This is a genomic window from Nocardiopsis sp. N85 (genome assembly GCF_028882275.1).
GTDB classification, from domain to species: domain Bacteria; phylum Actinomycetota; class Actinomycetes; order Streptosporangiales; family Streptosporangiaceae; genus Nocardiopsis; species Nocardiopsis lambiniae.
Map to the genome: position 1 here is coordinate 77,706 of NZ_JARBUT010000009.1, position 24,341 is coordinate 102,046.

22 protein-coding genes are annotated in these 24,341 nt (G+C 72.5%); 7 read left to right on the top strand and 15 right to left on the bottom strand.

What is annotated here, in order from left to right; all coding sequences use genetic code 11:
* Window positions 1–27 precede the first annotated feature (27 nt).
* From arsB to PWG71_RS14610, 12 genes are all read right to left on the bottom strand, one after another.
* Window positions 28–1,110 (bottom strand): ACR3 family arsenite efflux transporter, encoded by a 1,083-nt coding sequence (gene arsB, locus PWG71_RS14555; protein ID WP_274810245.1) that lies wholly within the window; start codon window positions 1,108–1,110, stop codon window positions 28–30.
* Window positions 1,110–1,418: an ArsR/SmtB family transcription factor gene (locus PWG71_RS14560; protein WP_274810246.1), complete on the bottom strand. Its 309-nt coding sequence runs from the start codon at window positions 1,416–1,418 to the stop codon at window positions 1,110–1,112. Before PWG71_RS14560 ends, arsB begins: the two co-directional genes overlap by 1 nt.
* Window positions 1,419–1,763: 345 nt before the next feature.
* On the bottom strand, window positions 1,764–2,504 hold the full coding sequence (locus PWG71_RS14565; protein ID WP_274810247.1) for a GIDE domain-containing protein: 741 nt from the start codon (window positions 2,502–2,504) through the stop codon (window positions 1,764–1,766).
* Between the two features lie 56 nt (window positions 2,505–2,560).
* Window positions 2,561–2,914, bottom strand: a complete 354-nt coding sequence (locus PWG71_RS14570) for a cation:proton antiporter (protein ID WP_274810248.1) — start codon at window positions 2,912–2,914, stop codon at window positions 2,561–2,563.
* Window positions 2,911–3,168 carry a monovalent cation/H+ antiporter complex subunit F gene (locus PWG71_RS14575; RefSeq protein ID WP_274810249.1) on the bottom strand — a complete coding sequence of 86 codons (258 nt, stop codon included), beginning with the start codon at window positions 3,166–3,168 and terminating at the stop codon, window positions 2,911–2,913. The genes PWG71_RS14570 and PWG71_RS14575 overlap by 4 nt, the downstream gene beginning before the upstream one ends.
* Complete coding sequence (locus PWG71_RS14580; protein WP_274810250.1) at window positions 3,165–3,542, bottom strand: Na+/H+ antiporter subunit E; 378 nt, start codon at window positions 3,540–3,542, stop codon at window positions 3,165–3,167. The genes PWG71_RS14575 and PWG71_RS14580 overlap by 4 nt, the downstream gene beginning before the upstream one ends.
* Window positions 3,539–5,047: a monovalent cation/H+ antiporter subunit D family protein gene (locus tag PWG71_RS14585; protein WP_274810251.1), complete on the bottom strand. Its 1,509-nt coding sequence runs from the start codon at window positions 5,045–5,047 to the stop codon at window positions 3,539–3,541. Before PWG71_RS14585 ends, PWG71_RS14580 begins: the two co-directional genes overlap by 4 nt.
* Window positions 5,044–5,352 (bottom strand): sodium:proton antiporter, encoded by a 309-nt coding sequence (locus PWG71_RS14590; protein ID WP_274810252.1) that lies wholly within the window; start codon window positions 5,350–5,352, stop codon window positions 5,044–5,046. The genes PWG71_RS14585 and PWG71_RS14590 overlap by 4 nt, the downstream gene beginning before the upstream one ends.
* Complete coding sequence (locus PWG71_RS14595) at window positions 5,349–8,183, bottom strand: DUF4040 family protein (RefSeq protein WP_274810253.1); 2,835 nt, start codon at window positions 8,181–8,183, stop codon at window positions 5,349–5,351. Before PWG71_RS14595 ends, PWG71_RS14590 begins: the two co-directional genes overlap by 4 nt.
* Window positions 8,184–8,445: 262 nt before the next feature.
* Window positions 8,446–8,676, bottom strand: coding sequence for a hypothetical protein (locus PWG71_RS14600; protein ID WP_274810254.1), 231 nt, complete (start codon window positions 8,674–8,676; stop codon window positions 8,446–8,448).
* A gap of 107 nt (window positions 8,677–8,783) precedes the next feature.
* On the bottom strand, window positions 8,784–10,112 hold the full coding sequence (locus PWG71_RS14605; protein WP_274810255.1) for a TrkH family potassium uptake protein: 1,329 nt from the start codon (window positions 10,110–10,112) through the stop codon (window positions 8,784–8,786).
* Window positions 10,113–10,198: 86 nt separating this feature from the next.
* The gene (locus tag PWG71_RS14610) at window positions 10,199–10,909 is read right to left on the bottom strand and encodes a response regulator (protein WP_274810256.1); all 711 of its coding nucleotides are present in this window, start codon (window positions 10,907–10,909) and stop codon (window positions 10,199–10,201) included.
* Window positions 10,910–11,323: 414 nt separating this feature from the next.
* Between PWG71_RS14610 and PWG71_RS14615 the strand changes: the two genes are divergently transcribed.
* Window positions 11,324–13,879 (top strand): sensor histidine kinase, encoded by a 2,556-nt coding sequence (locus PWG71_RS14615; protein ID WP_274810393.1) that lies wholly within the window; start codon window positions 11,324–11,326, stop codon window positions 13,877–13,879.
* A 10-nt stretch (window positions 13,880–13,889) separates the two neighbouring features.
* Here the strand turns inward: PWG71_RS14615 and PWG71_RS14620 are convergent, their stop codons facing one another.
* On the bottom strand, window positions 13,890–15,170 hold the full coding sequence (locus tag PWG71_RS14620) for a glycosyltransferase (protein ID WP_274810257.1): 1,281 nt from the start codon (window positions 15,168–15,170) through the stop codon (window positions 13,890–13,892).
* Window positions 15,171–15,172: 2 nt separating this feature from the next.
* Complete coding sequence (locus tag PWG71_RS14625) at window positions 15,173–15,787, bottom strand: TetR/AcrR family transcriptional regulator (RefSeq protein WP_274810258.1); 615 nt, start codon at window positions 15,785–15,787, stop codon at window positions 15,173–15,175.
* A gap of 589 nt (window positions 15,788–16,376) precedes the next feature.
* Here PWG71_RS14625 and PWG71_RS14630 point away from each other — a divergent pair.
* The 6 genes from PWG71_RS14630 to PWG71_RS14655 all read left to right on the top strand — a co-directional run bounded on the left by PWG71_RS14630 (window position 16,377) and on the right by PWG71_RS14655 (window position 23,090).
* Window positions 16,377–16,976, top strand: coding sequence for a TetR/AcrR family transcriptional regulator (locus tag PWG71_RS14630; protein ID WP_274810259.1), 600 nt, complete (start codon window positions 16,377–16,379; stop codon window positions 16,974–16,976).
* Window positions 16,973–17,827: an ABC transporter ATP-binding protein gene (locus PWG71_RS14635; protein WP_274810260.1), complete on the top strand. Its 855-nt coding sequence runs from the start codon at window positions 16,973–16,975 to the stop codon at window positions 17,825–17,827. Before PWG71_RS14630 ends, PWG71_RS14635 begins: the two co-directional genes overlap by 4 nt.
* Window positions 17,824–19,341 (top strand): fluoroquinolone export ABC transporter permease subunit, encoded by a 1,518-nt coding sequence (locus PWG71_RS14640; RefSeq protein WP_274810261.1) that lies wholly within the window; start codon window positions 17,824–17,826, stop codon window positions 19,339–19,341. Before PWG71_RS14635 ends, PWG71_RS14640 begins: the two co-directional genes overlap by 4 nt.
* Window positions 19,342–19,658: 317 nt before the next feature.
* Window positions 19,659–20,759 carry a winged helix DNA-binding domain-containing protein gene (locus PWG71_RS14645; RefSeq protein ID WP_274810262.1) on the top strand — a complete coding sequence of 367 codons (1,101 nt, stop codon included), beginning with the start codon at window positions 19,659–19,661 and terminating at the stop codon, window positions 20,757–20,759.
* 235 nt (window positions 20,760–20,994) lie between these two features.
* The gene (locus tag PWG71_RS14650; RefSeq protein ID WP_274810263.1) at window positions 20,995–21,579 is read left to right on the top strand and encodes an SRPBCC family protein; all 585 of its coding nucleotides are present in this window, start codon (window positions 20,995–20,997) and stop codon (window positions 21,577–21,579) included.
* Between the two features lie 290 nt (window positions 21,580–21,869).
* A complete protein-coding gene (locus tag PWG71_RS14655) occupies window positions 21,870–23,090 on the top strand; it encodes a PucR family transcriptional regulator (RefSeq protein WP_274810264.1) in 1,221 nt (406 codons plus the stop codon).
* A 14-nt stretch (window positions 23,091–23,104) separates the two neighbouring features.
* On the opposite strand, the gene PWG71_RS14660 is transcribed toward PWG71_RS14655, so the two are convergent.
* Entirely contained in the window at window positions 23,105–24,070 is a 966-nt protein-coding gene (locus PWG71_RS14660) for an LLM class F420-dependent oxidoreductase (RefSeq protein WP_274810265.1), read from the bottom strand.
* Window positions 24,071–24,341: the final 271 nt, after the last annotated feature.

Sequence of the window (24,341 nt, forward strand, 5' to 3'; positions counted from 1 at the left end):
GGCGGCCCCCGTCCTCGGACGCGATCCTCAGCGGAGCGCGGGGGCGAAGCGTTTGCGCCAGGCCAGCGACACGTACACCAGCCCCACCAGCACGGGCACCTCGATCAGCGGGCCCACGACCCCCGCCAGGGCCTGCCCCGAGGTGACCCCGAAGGTCGCGATGGCCACCGCGATGGCCAACTCGAAGTTGTTGCCCGCCGCGGTGAACGCCAGCGTGGTGGTGCGCCCGTAGTCCATCCCCAGCGCCTTGCCCAACGCGAAGGTACCGAACCACATCAGGGCGAAGTAGACCAACAGCGGGATCGCGATGCGCACCACGTCCAGGGGACGGCCGATGATGGTGTCGCCCTGAAGGGCGAACAGCAGCACGATGGTGAACAACAATCCGTACAGCGCCCACGGACCGATCCGGGGCAGGAACGCCGACTCGTAGCGCTCCCGGCCCATCCTCTTCTCACCCAGGGTCCGGGTGAGGAACCCGGCCGCCAGCGGGATCCCGAGGAAGATCACCACGTTGAGCGCGATCAGCCACGGGGACACGTCCAAACCGCCGGTGTCCAGCCCCAGCCAGCCCGGGAGCAGGTCCAGGTAGAACCAGCCCAGTAGGCCGAAGACCAGTACCTGGAAGATCGAGTTGAGCGCGACCAGCACCGCGGCGGCCTCACGGTTCCCGCAGGCCAGGTCGTTCCAGATGATCACCATGGCGATGCACCGGGCCAGGCCGACGATGATCAGGCCGGTCCGGTACTCGGGCAGGTCGGCCAGGAAGATCCAGGCCAGCGCGAACATCACCGCCGGACCGAGCACCCAGTTGACCACCAGGGAGGAGACGAGCAGACGGGTGTCGCGGGTGACGGTGTCCAACCGGTCATAGCGCACCTTGGCCAGGACCGGGTACATCATGATCAACAGGCCCAGGGCGATGGGCAGGGAGATCCCGCCCACCTCCATCGAGGCCAGGACCCCGTTCAGTCCCGGGATCAGACGGCCCAACCCCAGACCGACGACCATCGCCAGTAGGATCCACACCGCCAGGAACCGGTCCAGGGTGGAGAGCCTGGCGACGACGGACCCGTCCGGGCCCTTCGTGACCTCCTCGGCCGAGACCATCAGCAGGCCCTCCTGTTCACGGCACCGGCGGCGCGCGCGGTGGCGGCGAGGTCTCCCAGGGCTCCGGCGAGATCCTCCAAGGCCTCGGGGCGCAGCCGGTAGTAGGTGAACCGGCCACAGGGCTCGGTCTCCACCACACCGGCCTCACGCAGGACCCGCAGATGGTTGGACAGGTTCGTCTGCTTCGCGCCCGTCTCCTCCATGAGGTGGGTGGTGCACAGGGTCTCATCGGCCAGAAGGGTCACGATGCGCATCCGCAGGGGATCCGCCAGCACCTTCATGAGGTCAGCATCGACTGATATCAGCATTGGCTGATGATATCCCATCGGCCCACTCCGCCGCATGGCCCCGGGGCCTCCTCCTCGCGGGGAGGCCGTCGTTCCCGGACCCCGACCCCGCTCCTCCCGCGCGCACACGCCGAGGCGAGCCACCCGGCCGCCACCGGGAACGCCTCTGTCGGGAGGCCGGCGCGCCCTCGTTCCCGACTCGCGGGAACGGCCGACCGGCGCCGCCGCGCGACAGCCCACGTGGACGTGCCGGCCGGGCGCCTCGCCCCGGAGCGCCCGATCACTGCGGCCCGCCCCGGAACACGGCGCCCCCGCCGCTCCGGGACCGGTCCCGGAGCGGCGGGGGCTGAGGCCGGGGCCGGGCGATCAGGTGAGGATCAGCCACACCAAAGACGCCGAGCACAGGAGGAACACCGCCGAACCGATGAACTCCATCGTCCGGTAGGCGTCGCGCAACTGCGGTGCGGTCCTGGTGGAGAACAACAGCCGCCCCTCCGGAGAGGCCGCGATCACGGCAGCCCCGTCCCAGGGGTACACGGTGCCGTGGACCACCAGGGGGGTCCCCGGCGCGATGGACCATTCCTGGTAGGAGTGTTCGAGCGCCGTGGGCACCGGTTCGGTGTCCGCCTCCGTTCCGGCGTCGGCGGGGGCCCGCTCCTCCCGGGCGGCGACCCGGGAGCTGTGGGTCAGGGCGATGCGGTCCATGGTGACCTCTCGGGGATAACACCGCGCCGCCCCCGTGCGATCGCGCAGCACGAAAGGGGCGCCGCTCTGCTCCGAGGAGAGCATCTTCAGGCGCGGGCTCTCGTAACGGGTGCCCGGCTCGGGCCGACGCTCCCACACCTCGACGCGGTACCACACGCACCTGGTGCCGGAGTAGGGAGCGGTCAGCCATCCGGCGGGGCCGGCCTCGGCGACCCCGCTCACCAGGACGGGTGTACCGGCCTCGGGCAGGTCGCGCAGGGGTGGGGAGGCCGCCCGGCGCAGGTCCTTGAGCCACGCGTGCGCTCGGAGGGCCCGGCGGAGCAGGAACCCGCTGAGCACCGTGGCCAGTAACGCGAGAAGCTGGAACGCGGTGCGGGCCTCACCTACGAACACGTCATCCATGATCTTCGCCTCCTTCCCGGGCCCGGCGGAAACGGCCGCCGAGGCACGGGAACACGTCAGTCCTCGTGCATGGGGTCGTTCGGGTCGGCCGCGGCGAGCGCGTCGTGCCGGGTGTTCGGCGCGGCCGGGGTGCCGACCAGATAACCGGCCCTGGCGAGGGCGTTGCCGCCCACCGCGACGGTGGCGAGTTGCACGAGCAGGGCAAGACCGATCTTGAGGACGTTCTCCGGTGTGGGGAACCACAACAGGAGTCCGAGCAGGAGCAGGGCCGTCCCCAGGCCGGCGGAGATCGAGATCCCTTGCAGACGCCCGTAGAAGTCGGGCAGACGGAGCAGGCCGAAGGCGCCCACGGCGAAGATGAACGCCCCGGTGATCGCGCAGACGACGGCGAGGACTTCGTTCGGGGTCATCGCTTGCCTCCGGAGACGAGTCGGGCCAGGGAGAGGGCCGCCAGGAAGCCGACGAGGGTGCACACGAGCACGATGTCGACCACCAGGGCGGAGTCCAGGCGCAACCCCAGGACCGCGACGATGCCGACGAACCCGAAGAAGACCATGTCGGATCCGACTCCCCGGTCGGCCTTGGAGGGACCGATGAGGATCCGGTGGACGGCCACGACCATCGAGACCCCCAGGAGCAGCAGGGCGAGATCGACGGGGTTCATCGGGGCACCTCCGTGTCCGTGCGTGCGGGCGCGCCGTGGGGGCGGGTGATGCCCAACAGGTAGTCCTCCATCTGATGGATCTCGTGGAGGAAGTCCTGCTCGTGGGCGGTGTACAGGCCGTGGATCCACAGGGTCGGCGGATCCAGGCGGGTGGCCATCGTGAACGTCCCGGGTGTCAGGGAGATCATGTTGGCGATGGCGGTGACCTCCAGGTCGGTCCGGGCGTTCAGGGGCACTTCGACGAAGGCGGGCGCCGCGGCGCTGCCGGGGGTGAGGATGTCCCAGGCCACACGGAGCGAGGAGACCACCACCCGGAAGCCGTAGAAGAAGGGGAACCACACGATCAGCGCGGTTCTGCGGAGAAGATCGGTCATCGGTTCGTCACCGCCTCGACGTAGGCAGAGGTGTCCAGGAGATGGGCCGCCGCCTGGGCGCTCAGATCGAGCAGGACCTGGGCACCCAGGCCGACGCACAGGGTGACGCCCGTCAGCGCGACGGCGGGCAGGACCAGGGCGGGGCGGATCCGCACCGCGGCGGGGGCGGTGGCCGTCGCCGTTCCACCACCCGGACCTCCCACTCCGGGTTCCGGGCTCGGAGGACGGCCCCAGAAGACCGAGCCCCAGATCTTGAGCATCGACATCAGCGTGATGAGGCTGACGGCGATGGCCACCGCGGCGACGGTCCAGTGCCCCGCCTCGAAGGCCGCGGCGACCAGGGTGAGTTTGGCGACGAAACCCGAGAAGGGCGGTAGCCCGGCCAGGGACAGCGCGGCCCCCAGGAAGGCGAGGGCCAGCAGCGGTTCGCCGCGGGCCAGCCCGCGCAGTCGTTCCAGGTCACCGGTGCCGTGGACGTGCTCCACCGCGCCGGTGGAGAGGAAGAGCGACGCCTTGACCACCATGTGGTGGACCAGGTAGAAGATGCCGGCCATGAGGCCGAGTTCGGTGAACAGGGCGACGCCGAGCAGGATGTAGCCGATCTGGCTGACCATGTGGAACGCCAGGATCGACCGGGTGGTGGTCTCACCCACGGCACCGAGGACACCGATGGCCATGGTCGCGGTGAAAATGACCAGTCCGACCCACAGCAGCGACGCCTGCCCCTCGAAGGTGACCGCGTACAGGCGATAGATCGCGTAGATGGCGACCTTGGTGTGCAGGCCGGAGAACAGGGCGGTGACGGCGGGCGAGGGCGCGGTGTAGGCGCGCACGAGCCATCCGTGCACGGGCACCACCGCCGACTTGATCGCCATGGCCAGCAGGACCACGCCCATGGCGACGGCGATCGTCGGCGACTCGCTCGCGGCGCCGGCCAGTTCCCCCAGGTGCACGGTCCCTGCGGTCCCGTACACCAGGGCCACTCCGGCGAGGAAGATCGTGGAGGTGAGCAGGTTGACGGCGACGTAGGTGCGCCCGGCCCGCAGACCGCGCAGGGTCCCGGCGATGGCCATCAGCCCGTAGGAGGGCAGCAGCATCACCTCGACGAACACGAACAGGTTGAACAGGTCCCCGGTGAGCAGCGCGCCGTACACACCCGCCGAGAGGACCAGGACGAGGGGCGCGAAGTAGCGGCGGTCGGCCTCGCCGGTGGCGATGGCGAAGAAGGAGCACACCAGGACCAGCAGGGCGGTGGTGGTCACCATCAGGGCGCTGAAGGTGTCGGCCACGAAGGGGATGGACACCCCGGCCGGCCACAGGCCCACCTGGTGGGCGAGGACCCGGCCGTCGGCGGTGGTCCGGAGCAGGACCAGCCCTCCGAGCAGCGCGAGGGCGGCGGTGCCCGTCAGGAGGGGTCGGGTCACGGCACGCGAGGTGAACAGGGTCGACAACGCGGCGCTGACGAGGGGGGCGGCGACCAGGAGCGGCAGGAGCGCAGAGGTCATGAGTCGTCCTCCGTGTCGTCTCCCTTGCCGGTGGCGGCGAGGGTGAGCATGTAGATGGTGATGGAGAAGGCGATGACGATCGCGGTGAGCACGAACGCCTGGGGCAGCGGGTCGGCCAGGGGCTCGCCGACCCCCCGGTCCAGCAGGGGCTCACCACGGTGGAAGACTCCGCCCGCCGACATCAGCAGGAGGTTGACGGCGTGGCTGAGCAGGACGAAACCCAGGACGATGCGGACCATGCCGCGTTGCAGGATCAGGTAGACGGCACCGGCGGTCAGCACGCCGATCGTGATGGCCAGGGTCATCGGGTACCTCCGGTGGCCGATTCGTGCCGGATCGACTCGGGAACGTCCTGTTCGTCGGCCTCGGGTCCGGGTCCCTTGGGCAGGCCCAGCTGGTTGAGCGCGGTCAGCATCACGCCGACCACGGTCAGGTAGACGCCGACGTCGAAGACGAGCGCGGTGGTGAAGTGGTAGTGGCCGCCCCAGGGCAGGGCGATGTCGGCGTGCAGGGGCCGCAGGAAGGAGCCGTCGGCGAAGCCGAGAAGGCCGCAGACGAGCGCGACGAGGATCCCCGCGGCGATGATGGCCGGATAGGCCAGGCGAATGCGGGCCACCGAGGCGCTGGACGCGGACAGGTAGGCCAGGGCGAAGGCGGAGCCGCCGACGAGTCCGGCGATGAACCCGCCGCCGGGGGCGTTGTGCCCCCGCATGAGCAGGTAGACCGACCACACCATCAGCAGCGGGATGAGCACGCGGGCGACGGTGCGCATGATGACGGTGTTGTCGTCGGCGTCCCAGATCGGATTGGTGTGCGACGCCGAAGGTCGGGTGCCGCCCATCGCGGTGAGCCCCGCCGAGTGCAGGACGGCGATGATGATGAGTCCGGCCACCCCCAGGACGGTGAGCTCTCCCAGGGTGTCCAGGGCCCGGTAGTCGACGAGGACGGTGTTGACGACGTTGGTCCCGCCGGTGTCCTGGACCGCGTTCTCCAGCAGGTGTTCGCTCACCGCCGAGGGTTCCCTGCGGCCGGTGAGGAAGTAGGCCCCCGCGCCCGCGGCGACACCGGCCGGGATGGCGATGGCGGCGGTGGCGACCGCCCGCGAGGGACGGGCCCGGTGGAACTCGGTGGGGAGCCTGCGCAGTACCAGCACCGCCACCACCACGGTCAGGATCTCCACGAGGAGCTGGGTGAGTGCCACGTCGATGGCCCCCAGGAACACGAACCACACGGCGGTGGCGAACCCGGAGAGCCCGATGAGCGCGAGGGCGGCCATCCGCGACCGGGTCACCACGGCCGTGAGCACGGCGGCCGTGATCAGCACGAGCGGCAACCAGTCCAGGGCACGGGAGGTCGGCCCAGCGGGCGGCCCGTGGCCCGGACCCACGACGGCCATCACCGATGCGAACACGATGATCAGTACGAAGGGGACGGCCAGGTGCCGGGTGGGTGCGTCGGTCCGGGTGGGGTCGCCCACGCGCACGCCCAGCGCGATGACGACGGAGTGGATCCGCTCGAAGACCGCGGTACCGCGCACCGGCGGGAAGCGGCGTTCGGCGAGGCGCTCACCGGCGGAGGAGACACGGATCAGCAGGGCGCCGAGGATCAGCGCGAGCGCCGACATGCCCAGTGCCGGGTTCAGGCCGTGCCAGAGCGCCAAGTGGGCCTCGGCGTCGGCATGGGTGGCGTCGGCGGCCGCCCGCTCGATCATGGGATCGAGCAGGGGCACGGAGAGGCCGAGGATCAGGCCGGCCGAGGCGGTGACGACCGGGGCGAACAGGAGGAGGGCGCCCGCTTCGCGGGGTCGTTCCGTGGCGGGGTCCCGTCTCTGTGCCCCCCAGAAGGTTCCGTACACGAAGCGGAAGGAGTAGGCGACGGTCAGCGCCGCGGCCAGCACCGCCGCGATGGCCGCGAACGGGCCGATCCACGGTTGGTGCGTGGTGTGCAGCAGGGCCTCGAACACGTTCTCCTTGCTGACGAAACCGAGCAGCGGGGGCACTCCGGCCATGGACAGCGCGGCCAGTGCGGTCACGGCGGCGGTGACGGGCATCGTGCGGGCGAGGCCGCCCAGGCGGCGCAGGTCCCGGGTGCCGGTCCGGTTGTCGATCACGCCGACCGCCATGAACAGCGTCACCTTGAACAGGGCGTGGGCCAGGGTGTGCGCGGCCGCGGCGATGAGCGCCTGCGGGGTCCCCACACCGATGACGGCGATGAGGAACCCCAGTTGGCTGACCGTGGAGTAGGCGGTCAGCTCTTTGAGGTCGTGACGTCGTAGGGCGAACAGCGCGCCGATGAGGGCGGTGGTCAGACCGAACACGATCAGCGTGGTCCCCCAGAACGCGTTGTCCGCGAAGGCCGGGGAGAACCGCATGGCGAGGTAGACGCCGGCCTTGACCATGGCCGCCGCGTGCAGGTAGGCGCTGACCGGGGTGCTCGCGGCCATGGCGTCGGGCAGCCAGTAGTGGAAGGGGAACTGGGCCGACTTGGTGAAGACCGCGACGACGACCAGCGCCGCCACGAGGGTGGCGAAACCGGTGTCCTGGGTCCAGGTGGGATCGTCCAGGATGACGCTGATCCGTGTGGTGCCCGTGCGCACCCACAGCAACACCACCGCGGCGAGCAGGGCCAACCCGCCCAGGGCGGTGAGCAGGAAGGTGCGCACCGCGGGCCGCGCGGCCGCGGGCCCGGACAGGCCGATCAGGTAGAAGGAGCAGATGGTGGTCAGTTCCCAGAAGACGAAGAGCAGGACGAGGTCGTCGGCCAGGACCAGTCCCGTCATCGCCAGGGCGAAGGCGCTCATCAGCGTGTAGAAGCCGGTACGTCGCCCGGGAGGGAAATAGCGGGCGGAGTAGGCCATCACGAGGGCGCCCACCCCCAGGACGAGCACGCAGAACAGCCAGGCGAGGCCGTCCATGCGCAGGTTCAGACCCACCCCCAGGGAGGGCATCCAGGGGACGGAGGCCTCCAGGGCCGGTCCCCCGTTCCAGAGGTCGGGGCCCCGTACCAGGACCAGCAGGGTGAGCAGGGCGAGCATCGCGGCGAGAGGCCATCCGGTGGCGCGTCCCGCGAAACGGGCGATCACGAAAGAGAACACAGTGATCACTGTGAGCAGGGCAAGGAGCAGCAACAGCAGCAAGCCGTCGGCCTTTCACGTCTCCCGCCGACTCCTCGGGCGTGCGCGGGCACGCCGAGGAAGGCCGTGGCGTCGGACACGGCACGGTCGGCGATCAGTGCACGAGAATGCGGAAGGGCACGCGAAGGGTGCCGTGCGCACGACCGGGACGGAAGACTCCCGTCCCGTCCGTCACGGACGAAGGCACACCGGGGTCACCGGTGCGTTGCCGGCGTGCGCGCGGAACAAGGATCGCGCGAAAGGAAGAAGTGCCCGAGAGGGCGGATCAGCGGCGTCCGGGCGGGCAGGCGCTGAGCTCACCGTGGGCGTTGGTGCCCCACGAGTTGGAGTAGCCGTTGGTGCCCAGCGGACGGGGATTGCGGACCGGGATCTCGTGGCGTTCGGCGAAACGGTGTCGGCCGACGGAAGAGAAGACCGGGAGTCGCCTGAAGGTCGACTCATCGGAGAAGGGCCGGGTGTGCGCGGGTTCGATTGGCGAGGTCGTGTTGCGGACCATCAACGCACCTCCCCGCGTACAAATCGTCATAAGGCCAGTTCAACCTTATCAGGTGGCGGCTTTCACGAAAAGGGCACCCCCCGGGATCACGTTCCGCGCCCTGCCGGTCAACCGACGATCGGACGCTCCTCCGGAAGCTCGTAGAGCCGCCCGTGCCGACGCAGCGCCAGGGCCGACGCCAGGGTGACGGGTCCGATACGGCCGACGAACATCAGGAAGATCAGCACTCCCTGTCCCACGGGGGGAAGATCGGCGGTGATGCCCGTGGACAGCCCCACCGTCGCGAACGCCGACGTCGTCTCGAAGAGGATCTGATCCAGGGTGAACGGGCTGACCGTCATCAGGATCAGGGTCGCCCCCAGCACCAGCCCCAAGGCCGACATCACCACCGTGGTCGCCTGCGAGGCCGTGCCGGCGGTCAGTCGGCGGCCCGCCGCGTGCACCGTCGGTTCGCCGCGCACGTTGGCGTAGGCCACCAGGATCAGCACGGCGAACGTGGTGACCTTGATGCCGCCCGCGGTGCCCGCGCTTCCGCCGCCGATGAACATCAGCATGTCGGTGACCAGCAGCGTCTGGGTCCGCATCGCGCCGAAGTCCAGGCTGTTGAACCCCGCCGTGCGCGGCATCACCGACTGGAAGAACGCGGTGAGGGCCTTGTCCGGCGCGCTCAGGGGGCCCATGGTCGCGGGGTTCGTCCACTCCAGGGCCAGGAAGGCGGCGAACCCGATGAGCAGGAGGGCCGCCGTCGTCCCCAGGGTGAGCTTGGCGTGCAGCGTCCAGTGCCGCCGTTCCCGTCGACGGCGGGAGAACCGCCACAGCTCCACCCACACGGGAAAACCGAGCCCTCCCGCGATGACCCCCAGGGCGACGGGCACCGTGATCCAGGGATCGGTGGCGTAACCCGTCAGGCTGTCGGAGTACAGCGAGAACCCGGCGTTGTTGAACGCGGAGATCGAGTGGAACACGCCCGTGTGCAGGGCGCCGACGAAGGACAGGTCGTAGGCGACCCACCAGCGCAGGGTGAGCAGGAGGGCCAGGACGCCCTCGAACACGAGGGTCACCCACAGCACCCCCAGCACCAGCTGACGCACCTCGCCCAAGGACACGCTCCTGGTCTCGGAGCCGGTGGTGACGGCCATGCGCAGTCCCATGCGCCGGCTCACCACCAGGGTGAGGACGGTGGCCATGGCCATGACCCCGAACCCGCCCACCTGGATCAGGGCGAGGATCACGGCCTCTCCGAAGGGGGACCAGTGGTCCGCGGTGTCCACCACCACCAGCCCGGTCACGCTGGCCGCCGAGGTCGCGGTGAAGAGCGCGGTGAGGAACGGGGTGGCGGAGCCGTCGTCGGCGACGGGCAGGCACAGGAGCAGGGTGCCGACCAGGATGAGGGTGCCGAAGGCCGTGACCGTCACCAGCGGGGGCCGCCTCCACATCCCCGACCCGTGCGGCCCGCCCCGGCCACGCGCCCCCGGCGGGCCCCCCTTCACCCGCCTCCACGGGAGCGGAGCCCCCACCGGCCTCATTCCCCTTCGCCGTTCTGGAAGCGGTACCCCAGTCCCGGGTCGGTGAGGAAGTACCGGGGACGCGGCGGGTCGGGTTCCAGGCGCTGGCGGATCTTGGTCATGAACACGCGCAGGTAGTTGCTCTCCCTCTCGTACTCGGGCCCCCACACCTCGTGCAGCAGCTCGCGCTGGGTCACCAGGCGCCCGCGGTTGCGCACCAGCACCTCGACGATGTGCCACTGACGGGGTGTCAGCCGGACCGGCTCTCCGCCCCGGGTGACCTGCTTGGCGGCCAGGTCGACGGTGAAGTGCTCGGTGGCCACGGTCGCCTCGGGCGCGGCGGTGTCGGCGGTGCGGCGCATGGCGGCCCGCACCCGGGCGAACAGCTCGTCCATGCCGAACGGCTTGACCACGTAGTCGTCGGCGCCCAGGTCCAGGGCCTGGACCTTCATCGCCTCGGTGTCGCGTCCGGACAGGACCACGACCGGGACCCGCGTCCAGCCGCGCAGCCCCCGCAGGACGTCCAGTCCGCTCATCCCGGGCAGGCCGAGGTCGAGCAGGACCAGCCCCGGGTGGTGGTGGGCGATGATCCTGAGCGCGTGCTCACCGCTGTCGGAGAGGTAGGCGGTGTAGCCGCGGGCCCGCAGGTTGAGCTCCAGCGTCTTGCGCAGGCGAGGGTCGTCGTCGACGACGAGCACCGTGGGTGGCGCCTCGTTCCCATCGCTCATGGTCGGTCCGTTCTTCGTGCGTTCGGTGCGGTGGGACGCGAGCCCACCGCACCGATGGTAGGCAGGGCGCGGTGGCCTCGGCCGCCGCGCCGCGTGGTGTCAGGCCGCGGGAACATCCGGGGTGAGGGCGAGGAGGTCCGCCCCGGGCCCACGCGGGGTCTCCGTGGTCGGAGCGTGGCGCGCCGGTGAGGGGCGTCGACCCACTCGGGCTCGGGGGCGTGCCGCCCGGTCGACCCGGCCGGCACGCCCCGCCGCCGCGGAGCTTCGAGACGATCGTGAGGCCCGGGCCGAGGGCGGTGCCGACGGGATAGCGCTTCCTTAGCGCCCCGACCGGTGGATTTAGCGGACAATTAGCGCTTGAGCGGAACAGAACGCCCTCCGACCGGCCACAATGGCTGCGAAGGAGGCGTGGCGGTGACGCGTGGCGAGTTGCGGGTGTATCTGGGTGCGGCCCCCGGTGTGGGCAAGACCTACCGGATGTTGGACGAGGCCCACCGGCGCCGGGACCGGGGCGCGGACGTCGTCATCGGCCTGGTGGAATGCCACGGCCGGGTCCTGACCGAGGCGATGGTCGACGACCTGGAGGTCGTCCCGTGCCGTGCGGTCTCCCACCGGGGGGGCGTCATCGAGGAGATGGACCTGGAGGCCGTCCTGCGGCGCGCCCCGCAGGTCGTCCTGGTCGACGAACTCGCCCACACCAACGCCCCGGGCAGCGGCAACGCCCAGCGCCGGCAGGACATCGAGGTCCTGCTGAAGGCGGGCATCACGGTGCTGTCCACCCTCAACATCCAGCACCTGGAATCGCTCGGCGACGTCGTCGAGCAGATCACCGGCATCCGTCAACGCGAGACCGTCCCGGACTCCTGGGTCCGAAGGGCCGACCAGATCGAACTCGTCGACATGACCCCCGAGGCGCTGCGCCGTCGTCTGGCGCACGGCAACGTCTACGCCCCGGAGAGGATCGACACCTCCCTGGGCGGCTACTTCCGACCCGGCAACCTGTCGGCCCTGCGCGAGTTGGCGCTGCTGTGGTTGGCCGGGCGGGTGGACGCCGAGTTGGAGCGGTATCGCTCCGAAGAGGGGGTCACCGACGCCTGGAAAGCCCGTGAACGGGTCGTGATCGCCCTCGGCGGTGGCCCCGAGGGCGAGACGCTGATCCGCCGGGCCGCCCGGATCGCCCAGCACGGCAAGGGCGCCGACCTGTTGGCCGTGCACGTGGCCCGAAGCGACGGACTCACCGGGGCCGACCCGGCCCTGCTGGCCCGCCAGCGCCTGCTGATGGAGAGTCTGGGAGGCACCTACCACCAGGTTCTGGGCGAGGACGTACCGCACGCCCTCATCGCCTTCGCGCGCGGTGTCAACGCCACCCGGCTCGTCCTCGGCACCGGCCGCCGGAGCCGGATCGCCCGCGTGCTCCGACCCGGGACCGGGACCGCCGTCACCGCGCTGGCCGGTGCGATCGACGTCCACCTGGTCACCCACGAACAGGGCGGGGCGGGGGCGCGCGGGCACGCGGTGAACCCGGTCTCGCGGCGCCGTCGGCTGGCCGCCTGCGCCCTGGCCCTCATGGCCCTGGTGGCCGTGGGTTTCGGTCTGGGACTGCCCGTGGACGAGGACAACCTCGCCAGCGGTGTCGTCCTGGTCTTCGCCACGGTGACCGTGGTGGCCCTCGTCGGCGGCCTGTGGCCCGCCCTGCTGGCGGCGGTGTGCGGTTTCCTCCTGCTCAACCTCCTGTACACGCGGCCCTACCTCACCTTCGCGGTGGCCCACCCGCAGAGCCTGCTGGCCCTGGCGGGTTTCGTGGTCGTGGCCCTCTCGGTGAGCGTGGTGGTGGACCAGGCCGCCCGGCGCACCCGGGAGGCCGCGCGGGCCGGCGCCGAGGCGCAGATCCTCGCCACGGTGGCCGGGAACGTGCTGCGCGGGTCGCGTCCGCTGGAGGCGCTCATGGACCGACTGCTGGAGACCTTCTCCCTCACCTCGGTCACTTTGTTGGAGCGCCGGGCGGACACCCCCGTCGGCCCGGATCACCGGCGCGACCCCGCGTCCTGGTCGGTGGTCGCCTTCGCGGGGAGGAACGGGAAGGGGTCGTGCCGGGCTCCGGCCGAGGGCGACATCGACGTTCCCGTGGACGACCGTCTCACCCTGGTCCTGCGGGGCCGCGAACCCGCGGCGTCGGACCGCCGCGTCATCGAGGCCTTCGCCGCCCAGGCCGCCGTCGCGCTGCGTCAAGAACGTTTGGCCGAGGAGGTCGCCACCGTCAAGCCCCTGGCCGAGGCGGACCGGATGCGCACGGCCCTGCTGTCGGCCGTCAGCCACGACCTGCGCGCCCCCCTGGCCTCGGCGAAGGCGTCCGTCACCAGCCTGCGCAGCGAGGAGGTGAGCTTCGGCGAGGAGGACCGCGCCCACCTGCTGGCCGTGGCCGACGAGTCCCTGGACCACCTGACACGGCTGGTGGCCGACCTGTTGGACATGAGCCGCCTCCAGGCGGGGGTGCTGGGGGTGACCCTGGAGGCCCTGTCCGCGCGTGGGTCGGTGTTCGCCGCCCTGGAACAGTTCGGCGAGGTCGGCGGCGCGGTCCGAGTGGACGTGTCGGAGCGGCTCCCCGACGTGCTGGCCGACCCGGGGCTGCTGGACCGGGTGCTGGCCAACGTCGTCGGCAACGCCCTGAGGTTCAGTCCCGGGGACAGGCCGCCCACCGTGTCGGCGACCTGGGACGGGGACACCGTGGAGGTGCTGGTCGTCGACCACGGGCCGGGGGTGCCGGAGGAGGAGCGCGAGAGGATGTTCGCCCCCTTCCAGCGGTTCGGGGACACCGACAACGAGGCCGGCCTGGGGCTGGGCCTGGCCCTCTCCCAGGGGTTCGCGGAGGCCATGGGCGGCTCCCTCACCCCCCACTCCACACCCGGGGGCGGGCTGACCATGCGGCTGGTGCTGCGCACGACCACCGGGGACGGCCCGCCCTCCGAGTGAGGAGCCCCCGTCAGCCGACGCCCTCGCTCGCCAGGACCTCTTCCAGGATCCGCACCGCCTCCGCGGTACCGCCCTCGGCCCGGACCCGCTCGCCCAGGTCGGCGGCGCACGCGGCGATCTCCCCTCCGGTGAGCACCTGGGTCAAAGCGCCCGCCAGGGCGTCCTCCGTCAGGCGGCGGCCGTTCAGCGGCGCGGGGGCGGCCCCGGCGACGTGGACGCGCCCGGCCCAGAACGGCTGGTCGCCCCAGAAGGGACAGACGACCTGGGGGCGCCCCGAGGCCAGGGCGGCCCCCGTGGTCCCGGCCCCGGCATGGTGGACGACGGCCGAGCAGCGCGGGAACAGCGACCCGTGCGGAGCCTGGTCGATGACCAGGACGTCCTCACCGTCCACGGTGGTGACACCTCCCCGGCCGGAGGCGAGTACCGCTCGGACCCCGGCCCGCCGAACGGCCGCGGCGACCATGCGCCCGGTGGCGTCGGGATCGGGGTCGGGCAGGCTGCCGAACCCGATGAACACCGGGGGGTCCCCGGCGGACAGGAACCCCTCCAGCGCCTTCGGGGGATCCCACGCGCCGTCCTCGGGGGCGGACCAGAAGCCGGTGGTGCGCACCCAGGAGGGGTAGCCGGTGTCGGCGGGCACCAGGTGGCGGCTGAAGGCGTGGATCACGGTGGCCGGGGTCCCGTCCGGGCGCACCAGCGGGTCGTGGGCGCCGGGCCGGGGCGTGAGCCCCAGGTCCCGGCGCAGGTCGTCGGCGACCTTGCGCTGGCCGCGCAGGGCCGTCTCCGCCAGCCGGTAGCTCAGCCGGTCGAACCGGGCGGGGACCCATCTCGGCCAGGGCACCCCGGGGGCGGGGAAGGCGCCGGTGGGCACCCAGGAGGGTTGCAGTGCCACGGGCACCGCGGGCACCCCCAGTCGCTCGGCGATGTGCGCGCCCGGCATGCCGGGGATGTGCACGACGATGTCGGCGCCGAGGTCGACGGTCGCGGCCATGTCGGTGTAGACCGGGCGCAGGCGCGGGGTGATCTCGCGCAGCAGGGTGACGGTGTGGACGGCTCCGCGCAGTCCGTGCAGCCCGGTCTCCCCCACCCCCGCCATGGCGGGGTCGTCCATGAGCGCGTTGGGGCCGTCGTCGACCGGGTGGTAGGGAACGCCGAACGCGTCGGCGAGCGGCGCGTAGGACTCGGGGCCGGCGACCGTCGCGGTGTGCCCGGCGGCGGACAGGGCGAGGGCCAGGGCCAGGAACGGCTGGACGTCCCCCCGGGTGCCGTGGGTGAGCAGTAGGGCGTGCACGTCTACTCCCTCCGTGCGGCGAGGCCGCGCGCGACGACGTCGATCATCAGGTCGACGGTCCGGTCGTAGGCCGAGGGGTCCGCCAACCGGTCGGCGTTCATGGGCAGCAGCATGACCGACTGGAGCACTCCGACGATGGCGGCGGGGTCGGCGGACACCAGGTCGCCCTTGGCCAGTCCGGCGGCGACGAACGTGTTCAGCGCGTTGACCGGGTTGTCGGGGAGCCCCGCGATGACCTCGGGGTCGGCCCGGCGCAGGACCGCGTCCATCTCCTCGGGGTGGGTCATGAGACGTCGGTAGAGCGGGTCGGTGTCCAGCACCTCCAGGGTGGCGCGCAGGAAGCGCCGTAGGGCCTCCTCGGTGTCATCGACCGAGGTCAGGGCCTCGTCGATGACGCGCCGCTTGACCGCGGACATGCGGCGGAGCATCAACTCCAGGTAGAGGGCCTCCTTGGAGTCGAAGAAGGCGTAGAAGCTGCTCTTGGCGATACCCGCCGGCGCGACCAGTTCCTCCAGGGAGGCCCTGCGCAGGCCCCGCGTGGTGAACAGGGTCCGCCCCGACTCCAGCAGCAGGTCGGTGATGCGGGCCCGTTCCCGTTCCGAGAACGCCGGTGGCATGTGAGTCCTCTCCTCCAGAGCGATGTGCCCGGTCATCGGGCGGCCGTCTCGGACCGCCGGTCGTCCGCACGGCCTCCCGTGAGGGACAGGGGCGGGCCGCGGCGGCGGGCCACCAGGACGACGGCGACGGTCATGACCACCATGCCCGATCCCGGCGGCAGGAGGGTGGCCAGACCGTCCGCGCCGGAGTTGGCGGTGGTCCAGGCGATCTTGGCCGCGAGTCCAGCGGAAGTACGCGATGGGCGGGAAGAAGAGCGGGCGGAGGTACCGGCTCAGCGGGTCGAGGCGGCGAGGCCGGGCCCGGGCCGGGAAGTCGTCGAGCAGGTCCATGGGGGTCTCGCTCCGTCACTCGGGGCTTTGAAAACATAAGAACAGATTATTTATTTGTTTTCAAGGCCCCTGACGCACCCTTGGCGCCGCACCCCCGCCGGGTTCGCGCTCGCGACGCGGCCCCGGAGGCCTTCGTCGAACACGGAGGCGCACCCGCCGGGACATGCCCCTCCCGACCCGGCCCCGAGGGTGGCGGTCCGCCCCCGGACACCATATGTTAGTGAGTAACACTTCCCGAGACCGACCGGACGGTGACCGTGTGAACGACAAGGCGCGCACCCGAGAACGCAACAGGGCCGCCGTGCAGGAGGTCGCGCTGCGGCTGTTCGCCGAGCAGGGGTACGAGGCCACCACCGTCGCGCAGATCGCCCGCGAGGCGGGGGTCTCCCACATGACGTTCTTCCGCTGCTTCCCGTCCAAGGAGGCCGTCGTGCTCGACGACGACTACGACCCCATGCTGGAGGAGCTGATCCGGTCCAGGCCCGTGACCGAGGAGCCCGTGGAGCGGATCCACCGGGCCACGATGACCGGCCTCGGACAGGTCTACGAACACGCGAGGGAGACCCTGCTGCGCAGGACGGAACTCCTGTTGTCGATCCCCGGCCTGCGCGCCCGCATCGGTGAGAACCTCGCCTCGGCCCGCACCGCCTTCGAGCGCGGGCTGACACCCGAGGGCGAGGAGCCCGGGGTGGAGACCCGGGCCGTCGCGGCCGCGTGCGCGGCGGCCCTGTCCACGGCCGTCATCGCCTGGTCCGAAACGGGCGGGGAGGCCGACCTGCCCGACCTGATCGACCGGGTGTTCCACGCCCTGCGCGGCCTGCCCGCCCCGGAACCCCTGTCTCCCGAGGTCCGCCCATGACCACACCCGCCATCACCGTCGAAGGACTCGCGGTCCGCTACCCGGGCGCCGAGGCCCCGGCCGTCGACCGGATGGACTTCACCGTCGGCCGGGGCGAGGTGTTCGGCCTGCTGGGCCCCAGCGGGGCGGGCAAGTCGACCGCGCAGAAGGTGCTGACGCGGCTGCTGCGCCGCTATCGGGGCGAGGTGCGCGTCCTGGGGCGCCCGCCGGCCTCGTGGGGCCGGGACTACTTCGAGAGGATCGGGGTGGGTTTCGAACTCCCCGCCGGGTTCGGTCGGCTCACCGCCCGCGAGAACCTCGCCGCGTTCGCGTCCCTGTACCGGGGGCCGATCGAGGACGTGGACGCGCTCCTGGCCGAGGTGGACCTGGCCGAGGCCGCCGACCGCCGCCTGTCGGACCTGTCCAAGGGGATGCGCATGCGCCTCAACCTGGCCCGCGCACTGGTCAACCGGCCCGACGTCCTCTTCCTGGACGAGCCCACCTCCGGACAGGACCCGGTGCGCGCGGCCCTGGTGCGCGACGTCGTCCGCGGGGCCGCGGAGCGGGGGTGCGCGGTCTTCCTCACCACGCACGACATGACCACCGCCGACCTGCTGTGCGACAGGGTCGCCTTCGTCGTCCGGGGGCGGATCGCCGCCGTCGACGCCCCGCGCGACTTCAAGATCCGGTACGGACGCCCCGGGCTGGTCGCCGAACTCCGGGGAGGGGGCGTCCGGGAGGTCCCCGTGGAGTCCCTGGCCGAGGACACCGAACTCCTGGACCTGATCGGGAGGGGCGCGGTGGAGACGCTGCACACCAGGGAGGCCTCCCTGGCCGACGTCTTCACCGAGGTCACCCGGGAGCGGCTGTGAGACGCCTGACCGCCGCCACCGCGCTGGAACTCCGACTCCAGGCCCGGTACGGGATCGTCCCCGTCGCGGTCGCCCTGGGCGTCCTCTGGACCCTGGTCCTGCTCGCCGTGCCCGGCGGGGCCGCCGCCACGGTGGCCGCTCCGCTGTTGTTCCTGGACACCGCGGGGTTCGGTGCCCTCTTCGGCGCCTTCCTGCTCCTCTTCGAACGTGTCGAGGGGACACGGTGGGCACTGGCGGTGACCCCGCTGCGCCCCGTGGAGGGGGTGACCGCCCGGGTGGGGACGCTGACCGTCCTCGCCTCGTGCGTCGCCCTGCCCATGGTGGCGGCGGCGTTGCGCGACCGGCCCGCCGACCTGGTGTGGTCCGTGCCCGTCGCGCTCGGAGGGGTAGCGCTCACGTCGGTCCTGCTGATCACGGCCTGCCTGGCCCTGGGAGCGCGCCGCCCGGACCCTCCCCGGTTCCTCCTAGCGATGCCGCTGGTGGTCGCTCCGCTGGTCGTCGTCCCCCTGGCGCACACCACCGGGGTCCTCGCGCACCCGCTCATGTACGCGGTCCCCACCACGGCGGGCGCCGAACTCATCCACCGCGGCCTGGCCGCGGAACCGACGTCCGCCTCCCCGGACCTGGTGGTCGGGGTCATGTACGCACTGGCGTGGGCGGTGCTCGGCCTCTTCCTCGCCCTCCCCGACTCCGACCCCGAAGAGCGACCGGGAGGACCGCGCGCGCGGCGTCGGAGAGGTGGCGTCCCGGTACGGGCGGCCGGTCGGGGGCGGGTGCCCGCGATCGCCCGGCTGGCCCGCGCGGACCTCTTCGGAACCGGCCGCGACCCCCTCCTGCTGCTCCTGCTCTGCGGGCCGGTGCTGCTGGCCCTGACCCTACGGGTGCTGTTCGCGCCGGTCGCGGGGTTCCTGCTCGACTCCTTCGGGTTCGACCTGCGCGCCCACGCCCCGGCGGTCCTGGCTGCGCTCGTGCTGTTGCACGTACCCATGATGTTCGGCGTGGTGCAGGGGCTGCGGGCCGTCGAGGAACGCGACGACGGCACCCTGCTCGTCCTGCGCGTCTCCCCGGTGTCCGTGTCCGCGTACCTGGCCTACCGCATGGGGCTGGCGGGGCTGGCGTCCCTGGTGGGACTGCTCGTGGCACTGCCGCTGAGCGGCCCGGGGCTCGGCGGCGGGGCGCCCGTTCCGGCGGCCGCCGTTCTGGTGGCCGCGCTCCAGGCGCCGCTCCTGGTGGCGTTGATGATCGCGTTCACGGGCAACAAGGTGGAGGCCCTGGTCGCGGTCAAGGTCATCGGCGCGTTCCTGGTCCTGTGCCCCGTGCTCGCCTGGTCCCTGCCCTCCCCCTGGAACCTCCTCCTGGTCGTGCTCCCTCCGGTGTGGTCGGCCCTGGCGCTGCCCGGTTACGACCCCGGCCCGCTGAGCGCCTGGTGGTGCCTGCTCGGAGGCTGCCTGACGAGCGGTGCGGTCGGCGCCCTGCTCGTCCGACGCGCCCGGGCCCGGGTGGAGAACGCGTGACGCCTTCGTCGGGCGGACGCCGACGCCCGCACGGGACCGCCGTTCGTCCTTCGGCTCCGGAGGCGCACCGGGGGAGGAAGCGGGGTCGGGTGCCGCCGGAGCGGAGTGGTCCTCACGGACCCCCACGGGTGACCCGGCCGCGACGAGGTCCCCGTTCCGCGTGCGGTGGAGGCCACTACCCGTCCTCTTCTCCTGCCATCGTGTTCCCGGAGCCGTGCGCCGCCGTCCGGCGGTGTCGGACACACCCGTCACGAAGGAGAGGACCCGTCCGTGAAGAGGCGAGCACGCACGACCGATGAGCACACGGTGGTATCGGCATGACCGTTCTGAACGACCGGGCGCTCAACCGCGCCGCGCTCGCCCGGCAGGCGCTGCTCTCCCCGGCCGACACGCCGGTCCTCGACCTGGTGGCCCACCTCGGCGGTCTCCAGGCGCAGGAGCCTCAGGAACCGTTCGTCGGGCTCTGGTCCCGGCTGCGGGCGTTCGAGCCGTCGTCCCTGTCGGATCTGCTGACCGGTCGTCAGGTCGTGCGGACCCACCTCATGCGCCGCACCGTGCACCTGCTGGCGGCCGAGGACGTCCTCGCCTGGCGGTCGCGCTTCGACGCCATGCTGCGCCAACGGGTCCTGGCCACCTATCGGGGCGAGCTTCGGGGGGTGGACATCGATCGCCTCGCCGCCGAGGGACGGGAGGTGATGGCCGACGGTGAGCCCCGGAGCATGAGCGAACTCGTGCGGGCCGTCGCCGGCGACCGGCCGGCACAGCAGAGGCGCGCGTTGGGCGAGATGCTGATACCCGCCCTGCTCCCCGTCGCGCAGGTCCCGCCGCGAGGGTTGTGGGGCGCCAAGGGCGGGGTGCGCAACGTCCTGCTCTCCTCCTGGCTGGGCCGTGCGGTCGCCCCCCTCGCCCCGGAGGGTTCCGACCCGGTCGGGCGGGCCCTGGTACGGCGCTATCTCGCCGCGTACGGTCCTGCGACCTCGACCGATCTGCGCGCCTGGTGCGGCCTCGCCGGGCTGCCGGCCGCGGTGGCCGCGGTGCGCGGGGAACTGGTCTCCTTCCGCGACGAACACGGCCGGGAACTGCTGGACCTTCCCGACGCGCCGCGCCCCGACCCCGGGACGCCCGCCCCGGTGCGGTTCCTGCCGGCGTTCGACAACGCGATCCTGGGCTATCGGCACCGCGATCGGATCATCGACGACGCCCACCGGGGGCTCTCGGTCGCCGGCGACCGCGCGGTACTGGTCGACGGCCGCGTGGCCGCGACCTGGACGACCGAGGGGGACACCGTCGTCGTCACCCCGCTGGTGCGCCTCTCCGTGCGCGACCGGGCGGCCCTCGCCGAGGAGGGGGAGCGATTGGCGTCGTTCCTGTCCGACGGGGCCGGCGACCGCGTACGGATCGCCGCGTCCCCCGGCTGAGTCCGGTCACGCCCGAGAACCCGCCCAGCCCGGCCGGTGTCGCCCTCGGAGGGGCCGGCACCGCCTACGACGGAGGACGTGCGCGCCCACGGGACGCGGCGACGGCGTCTCTGCGCGCCTTCGCGTTGGCGCGAAGCGCCCCCGACCGGAACACTGACGTCGAGGCGTCGAACGGACCCGGGCCACGGCCCGCCGGGTCCGCCTCTCCCCCAGGGCCCGAACGGAGACCGCCCCCATGAGGATCAGCAGCGCATGCGTCGTCCACGCGCCCGTCGAACGGTCGTGGGAGGTGTTCACCGATGTGGAGTCCCTCGTGCCGTGCGTTCCCGGGGTACGGCTGATCGGGACCGACGGCGAGCGCCACCTGGCCGAGGCGCGGATCAAGGTCGGTCCGGCCGTGGTCGCCTGCTCCGGGACCGTCCGTCTCGTGGAGAAGGACGAGGAGGCGCGCCGGATCGTCGTCGAGGCCTCGGGCCGGGCGCGACGCGGCGAGGGGACCGCCGAAGCCGTGGTCACGGCCGTACTGCGGGCGCGTGGGGACGACACCGTCGTCTCCGTGGAGACCGAACTGACGCTCACCGGCGGGCTGACCCGCTGGAACCGGTCCGTGATCGGCGAGGTCGCCGACGGTCTGATGGACCGCTGCGCCCGCCGACTGGAGAAGCGCGTCGCCCGGGACGGGGACGAGGCGGTGTCGGCGCCGTCGGGTGGCGCCGCCGCCCCCGACGGTCCCGGCGTCTGGGCCCAGCGGTCGTGGTCGGCGGCGGCCTTTCTCGTGGTGGCGGCCGGGATGGTCCTGGGTTATCTCCTGTTCGGCTGATCCGCCGATGTCGGCCCCCGGCCTCCGGTTTCCGGTGAGGCCGGGAAGGTCATCCCGGCCGGCCCCGGGTCGTCCCCCCTATCGGCGACGCGGAGCCGACACCGGGGACCGGTGGCGGGGCCCCGCCGCCGGGTCCGATGTCCGGGGGTCGGGATCGTCCCCGGAACACGGTTCTGATGATATGGACGTGTCCCCCGTCACCCCGGCGGGGCGCACCCCCGATCTGGCGCACGGAGCACGCGCGGGCGTGCCACGGACGGCTCCGCCGTGCGTCCGCGCCGGAGGAGAGCATGACGCACCCGCTGCGGGAGACCGACCGTACGGATCCGTTCTCGGAGATCCCCCCGGAGGTGGGCGCCCGCCTGCGCCACCTGGTTCCGCCTCTGGTGGAGGAGGTGCTGGAGGGGATCCACCGCAGGATCGGGAAGGGCGACGGCTCCGCGGATCCCGCCGAGACCGATGCCGCGCGGGGGATGCTCGACGCCGGTGTACGCGGGTTCCTGGACCGTGTGGAGGCCGGGGAGTCCGTTCCCGACGAGGCGCTGCTCGCGCGGTTCCGGGCGTTCGGTGCCCGTGAGGCCGCGCGGGGGTACGGGCTGGACCGGCTGCACACCGGGATGCGCGTGACCGCGGCCGTCGCCTGGCGGTGCCTGTCGGACGACGCCTCCCTGGCCCGGGAGTGCCTGGGTCCCTTGGGCGAGGCCGTCCTCCTCTTCCAGGAGGAGATCGGCGCGGCCGCCGCCGAGGGGCACTCCCGGGCGGGTTCCGCGGGGACGGACGTCTTCCGGCGCCGTCGCTCCCGTCTGTTGGAGGCCCTGTTGGCAGGGGCGGGGCGGGATCCGGCCGCGGTGGCGGTGCTGGCCCGCGACGCCCGGTGGCGCCCGCCGGAGCGGGTCGCGGTGGCGCTGCCCTGCCCCGGTCCCGCGAAGGGCGCCGACACGGCGACCCGGCCCCCGGCCCTGCCCCCGGACGTCCTCGTCGACCCGGACCGGCCCGAACCCTGCGCGCTGGTGCCCGACCCCGAGGGGCCGGGCCGGTTGCGGGCGTTGGAACGGTCGTTGCGGGGGTCCTGCGCGGTGCTCGGTCCGAGTGTGCCCCTCGGGCGCGCTCCGGAGTCCCTGGAGCGCGCCCGCGAGCTGGCCGGGCTCGTGCGGGCCGGGGTGGTCCGCGGCGAAGGGCTGGTGCGCTGGGACGACCATCTGCTCGCGCTGTTGCTGCGCCGCGACACCGCGCTGGTCTCCGCGATGTCCCGGGCCCGGCTGGCGCCGCTGGCCGAACTGCGCCCGCCCCAGCGGGAACGGATGGCCGAGACGCTCCTGGCCTGGTTGGAGTCGGGGTTCAACGCCAACGAGGCGGCCGAACGGCTGCGCGTCCACCCCCAGACCGTGCGCTACCGGATGCGACGGTTGGAGGAGCTGTTCGGGGCGCGGCTGCGCGACCCCCGCGAACGCTTCGAGCTCGAACTGGTACTGCGCGCCCGCCGGCTGCCGGGGGTGATCGAGGAGGACTGAGGCCGCCGGCCGGGTCAGTCCTGCGGGGCCAGGGCCCGCACGACCCGCGCCGGGTCGGCGCCCGGCGGGCCGATCGGGGCCAGGACGGGGGTGGTCACCCCGTTGTCGACGTAGGCGCGGATCCGCTCCCGGCACTGTTCGGCGGGACCGTGGACGATCAACTCGTCCACCACCGAGTCGGGGATGGCGGCCAGCGCCCCCTTCCGGTCGCCCTCGTCCCAGGCCTTCCACATCGGGTTCAGTTCCTCGCGGCCCAGCCACTCGTGGAACGCCCGGTACACCGGGACGTTGAGGTAGGCCGAGATCGCCCAGCGGCCGATCCCCCGGGCGGTGTCGGCGTCGGTCTCGGGGATGACGAAGATACGGGCGACGATCTCCTTGTCCTCGCCGTACTCGCGGACGTGGGGCACGACCGTGCGCACGTCCCCCGCGGAGAGCCAGTTGATGATGGCGCCGTCGCCCTCACGTCCGGCCAGGCGCAGCATGCCCGGGCGCAGGGCCGCGACGAACACCGGCGGGGCCTGTGGCGGAACGGCGCCGAGTGTGAAGCCCTTGACGGAGAAGGTGTCGTAGTCGGTCTTGACCCGGGCGCCGGTGAAGGCCTCGCGCAGGAAGCGCACGGTGTCGCGGACCTTCTTGTAGGGCTCTTCGAAGGGGATGGAGTTCCACCGTTCGACGATGACGTTGGAGGAGGTCCCGATGCCGAGGGAGAACCGGCCCGGCGCGGCGGCGGCCATCGTCGCCGCGCTCATCGCCAGGGTCGCCGGGCCGCGCGTGTAGGCGGGCACGATGGCGGTGCCCAGCCGCAGGTCCGGTGCCCAGACCGAGGCCAGGGCCAGCGGGGTGAAGGCGTCGGTGGCGCTCGCCTCGGCCGACCACAGGTCGGTGTACCCCTGGTCGGACATGCGCTCGATGATCGCCCTCTGGTCGAGGAGCGGGACTCCTTCGAGCGGAACGGTCATGCCCCAGCGAGTGGTCATGGTGGCTCCCTGTCGGTGCTCCGGACGCGGTGTCCGGGTCGTCTGTGCCGATGGCCACTGACCATACCGCCCGGTCGGTCTGTTGTCTGCGGGCGGCCCCGGCCGTGCGGTCGCCCCGGGCACGGGGGACGTCTGGCCGCATCCGTCCTGGAGCGGGTCCCCCGAGGGGACCCGGAGGGACGCGCCGCGACCGGCTTCGGCCCCGGCGCGTCCACCGCCGGCGGCCTCCGGCACCGGGCGGTTGCCGACGTCCCCGTCTGCGTCACCGAAC

Excerpts from the sequence above, each read along its gene's own strand:
- PWG71_RS14585 (WP_274810251.1), bottom strand. The coding sequence starts at position 5,047 with ATGACCTCTGCGCTCCTGCCGCTCCTGGTCGCCGCCCCCCTCGTCAGC.
- PWG71_RS14635 (WP_274810260.1), top strand. The coding sequence starts at position 16,973 with ATGACCACACCCGCCATCACCGTCGAAGGACTCGCGGTCCGCTACCCG.
- PWG71_RS14580 (WP_274810250.1), bottom strand. The coding sequence starts at position 3,542 with ATGACCGATCTTCTCCGCAGAACCGCGCTGATCGTGTGGTTCCCCTTC.
- PWG71_RS14660 (WP_274810265.1), bottom strand. The coding sequence starts at position 24,070 with ATGACCACTCGCTGGGGCATGACCGTTCCGCTCGAAGGAGTCCCGCTC.
- PWG71_RS14645 (WP_274810262.1), top strand. The coding sequence starts at position 19,659 with ATGACCGTTCTGAACGACCGGGCGCTCAACCGCGCCGCGCTCGCCCGG.
- PWG71_RS14570 (WP_274810248.1), bottom strand. The coding sequence starts at position 2,914 with ATGACCCCGAACGAAGTCCTCGCCGTCGTCTGCGCGATCACCGGGGCG.
- PWG71_RS14605 (WP_274810255.1), bottom strand. The coding sequence starts at position 10,112 with ATGTGGAGGCGGCCCCCGCTGGTGACGGTCACGGCCTTCGGCACCCTC.
- PWG71_RS14610 (WP_274810256.1), bottom strand. The coding sequence starts at position 10,909 with ATGAGCGATGGGAACGAGGCGCCACCCACGGTGCTCGTCGTCGACGAC.
- PWG71_RS14560 (WP_274810246.1), bottom strand. The coding sequence starts at position 1,418 with ATGCTGATATCAGTCGATGCTGACCTCATGAAGGTGCTGGCGGATCCC.
- PWG71_RS14650 (WP_274810263.1), top strand. The coding sequence starts at position 20,995 with ATGAGGATCAGCAGCGCATGCGTCGTCCACGCGCCCGTCGAACGGTCG.
- PWG71_RS14575 (WP_274810249.1), bottom strand. The coding sequence starts at position 3,168 with ATGAACCCCGTCGATCTCGCCCTGCTGCTCCTGGGGGTCTCGATGGTC.
- PWG71_RS14590 (WP_274810252.1), bottom strand. The coding sequence starts at position 5,352 with ATGACCCTGGCCATCACGATCGGCGTGCTGACCGCCGGTGCCGTCTAC.
- PWG71_RS14600 (WP_274810254.1), bottom strand. The coding sequence starts at position 8,676 with ATGGTCCGCAACACGACCTCGCCAATCGAACCCGCGCACACCCGGCCC.
- PWG71_RS14565 (WP_274810247.1), bottom strand. The coding sequence starts at position 2,504 with ATGGATGACGTGTTCGTAGGTGAGGCCCGCACCGCGTTCCAGCTTCTC.
- PWG71_RS14655 (WP_274810264.1), top strand. The coding sequence starts at position 21,870 with ATGACGCACCCGCTGCGGGAGACCGACCGTACGGATCCGTTCTCGGAG.
- arsB (WP_274810245.1), bottom strand. The coding sequence starts at position 1,110 with ATGGTCTCGGCCGAGGAGGTCACGAAGGGCCCGGACGGGTCCGTCGTC.
- PWG71_RS14625 (WP_274810258.1), bottom strand. The coding sequence starts at position 15,787 with ATGCCACCGGCGTTCTCGGAACGGGAACGGGCCCGCATCACCGACCTG.